The following is a 2,772-nucleotide window of genomic DNA, read 5'->3' on the forward strand; positions in this document are numbered from 1 at the left end:
ACGGGGCGCGGGTGCGCGGCTGGAACGACTTCTCCTGCAAGCCCTCCGCCGCGCACCCGCGCCCCGTCGTCCTCGTCCACGGCACCTTCGGGAACGCCGTCGACAACTGGCTGGCCCTCGCCCCCTACCTGGTCGACCGGGGCTACTGCGTCTTCTCCCTCGACTACGGCCAGCTGCCGGGCGTGCCCCTCTTCAACGGGCTCGGCCCCATCGCCGCCTCCGCCGGACAGCTCGACACCTACGTCGACCGGGTCCTCGCCGCCACCGGCGCCCCCGAGGCCGACCTCGTCGGACACTCGCAGGGCGGCATGATGCCCCGCTGGTACCTCAAGTTCCTCGGCGGGGCCGAGAAGGTGAACACGCTCGTCGGCATCGCCCCCGACAACCACGGCACCACCCTGAGCGGCCTCACCAAGCTCCTGCCGTACTTCCCCGGCGCCGAGGACCTCATCAGCTCCGCGACCCCGGGCCTCGCCGACCAGATCGCCGGCTCGGCCTTCATCACCAAGCTCAACGAGGGCGGCGACACCGTCCCCGGGGTCCGCTACCACGTCATCGCGAGCCAGTACGACGAGGTCGTCACCCCGTACCGCTCCCAGTTCCTGACCGGCCCGAACGTCACCAACGTCCTCATCCAGGACAAGTGCGCGCTCGACCTGTCCGAGCACGTGGCCATCGGCACGGTGGACCGGGTCACCTTCCACGAGGTGGCCAACGCCCTCGACCCGGCCCACGCGACCCCGACCACCTGCCTCTCGGTGGTCGGCTAGCCCCGGGCCCGGCGCCGCCGGGCCGTCCCGAAGAGCACCGCCGCACCGAGCGCGAGCACGGCGGCGCCACCGACCGCGAGATACGGGGTGGTGGCGTCGCCGCCCGTCTCCGCCAGCTCCACACCGGAAGACGAACCGGAGGCGGGGGCGGGGGCGGTGACGGGGGTTGCGGACATGGCGGAGTCTCCCTTTGGCGGAGGGTGCGGGACGAGGCTTTGGCAGAGGGTGCGGGACGAGGAAGGAAGGCGCAGGTCAGCCCTTGAGGGCGCCCTGGGTGATGCCGCCGACGATGTGACGGCCGAAGAGGACGAAGACCAGGAGGAGGGGCAGGGTGCCCATGAGCGCTCCGGCCGTGATGACGGACCAGTCGGTCGACCAGCCGGTGCCCAGTCCGGCGAGGGCGACCTGGACGGTCGGGTTGGTGGCGCCGTTCATGACGATGATCGGCCAGAGGAAGTCGTTCCAGGACTGGACGAAGGTCAGCATGCCCAGGACCGCCATCGCCGGGCGGGCGACGGGGAAGACGACGTGCCGGATGACGCGCAGCGAGTTGGCGCCGTCGACGCGGGCGGCTTCCAGGAGTTCGGCGGGCAGGGCCTGCGAGAGGAACTGGCGCATGAAGAAGACGCCGAAGGCGGTGACCAGGACGGGCAGGATCAGCGCCCCGAGGTGATTGCCGAGCCCCAGGTTCTTGGTGAGGATGAACAGGGGCACGACGCTGAGCTGCGCGGGCACGGCGAGGGTGGACAGGACCAGGCCGAGCATGACCTTCTTCCCGCGGAAGCGGAGTTTGGCGAAGGCGAAGCCCGCGAGGACGGAGAAGGTCACCGTGCTGACGGTGACGGCTCCGGCGACGAGCGTGGAGTTGAGCAGGGCGACGCCCATGCCGCGCCCGCCGGCGTTGCGCCAGACGTAGGTGAGGTTCTCGAAGAGGTTGCCGCCGGGCAGCATCGGCGGTGGGCTGGAGACGACGGCGTGGCTGTCGGTGGAGGCCGCGACCAGCGTCCAGTACAGCGGGAACAGCGAGGCCACGGCCGCGAGTCCCAGGACGATGTGGGCGAGTCGCCCGGCCCGGTGCCGGCCACCGGCCCGGCCGGCACGGGCGGACGGCCGGGCCGGCGCGTGGTGACGGCGGTCGGGGACGGATGTGGTGGTGGTCATGTCGTACTCCACGTCACTGGGAGGTGCGCAGGCGGCGGGTGATCAGCGCGTTGACGAGCCCGATGAGCAGCAGCAGGCCGAACATGATCCAGGCGACCGCGCTGGCGCGCCCGAGCATGCTGGAGTGGAAGCCCTGGTCGTACATGAGGATTCCGAGGGTCTCGTACTGGTGGTCGGTGCCGCCCTGGTGACCGCTCTGGCCCCCGAACAGGTAGGGCTCGCCGAAGAGTTGGGTGGCTCCGATGGTCGAGACGATCACCGTGAAGAGGATCGTGGGGCGCAGGGCGGGGACCGTGACGTGCAGGAACTGCTGCCGGCGGTTGGCGCCGTCCAGGGCCGCGGCCTCGTACAGCTCGCGCGGCACGGCCTGCATGGCCGCGAGGTAGATCAGGGCGTTGTAGCCGGTCCAGCGCCAGGTGACGATCACGGAGATCGCGAACTGCGAGCTCCAGCGGCCTGCCTCCCAGTGCACGGGCCCGGCACCGAACAGGCCCAGGAGCCAGTTGGCCATGCCGCCCTCGGGGCTGAAGATCAGGGCGAAGACGAGGGTGGCGGCGGCGACGGAGGTCGCGTACGGGGCGAGGAGCGCCGTGCGCAGGAATCCGCGGGCGCGCAGCCGGTAGTTGAGCAGGTGGGCGAGGCCCAGCGCCATCAGCAGCTGGGGGACGGTGGACAGGACGCCGAGGGTGAAGGTGTTGAGGAGCGCGTTCCAGAAGTAGTGGCTGACCTGGCCGGTGAACAGGTCGGTGTAGTTGCGCAGTCCGACCCATTCGGCACGGTCGACGTTGTACAGGCTCACCCGGTGGAAGGAGAGCCATCCCGTGTAGAGCAGCGGGAAGAG

4 protein-coding genes are annotated in these 2,772 nt (G+C 70.7%); 1 reads left to right on the forward strand and 3 read right to left on the reverse strand.

All coding sequences use genetic code 11. The features are described from left to right. The coding region (locus CCN56_RS38455; protein WP_107484298.1) for a triacylglycerol lipase at positions 1-770 on the forward strand (770 nt) is incomplete at its 5' end. On the opposite strand, the gene CCN56_RS38460 is transcribed toward CCN56_RS38455, so the two are convergent. The 3 genes from CCN56_RS38460 to CCN56_RS38470 all read right to left on the reverse strand — a co-directional run. Continuing rightward, entirely contained in the window at positions 767-946 is a 180-nt protein-coding gene (locus tag CCN56_RS38460) for an LAETG motif-containing sortase-dependent surface protein (RefSeq protein ID WP_373412953.1), read from the reverse strand. The two genes, CCN56_RS38455 and CCN56_RS38460, sit on opposite strands and share 4 nt — an antisense overlap. 76 nt (positions 947-1,022) lie before the next feature. Next, positions 1,023-1,931 (reverse strand): carbohydrate ABC transporter permease, encoded by a 909-nt coding sequence (locus CCN56_RS38465; protein WP_086832286.1) that lies wholly within the window; start codon positions 1,929-1,931, stop codon positions 1,023-1,025. Between the two features lie 13 nt (positions 1,932-1,944). Beyond that, a partial coding sequence (locus tag CCN56_RS38470; protein WP_086832285.1) for a carbohydrate ABC transporter permease occupies positions 1,945-2,772 on the reverse strand: 828 nt, incomplete at its 5' end.

Origin of the sequence: Streptomyces sp. NRRL B-24572 (assembly GCF_002156145.1) — a bacterium.
GTDB lineage: Bacteria > Actinomycetota > Actinomycetes > Streptomycetales > Streptomycetaceae > Streptomyces > Streptomyces vietnamensis.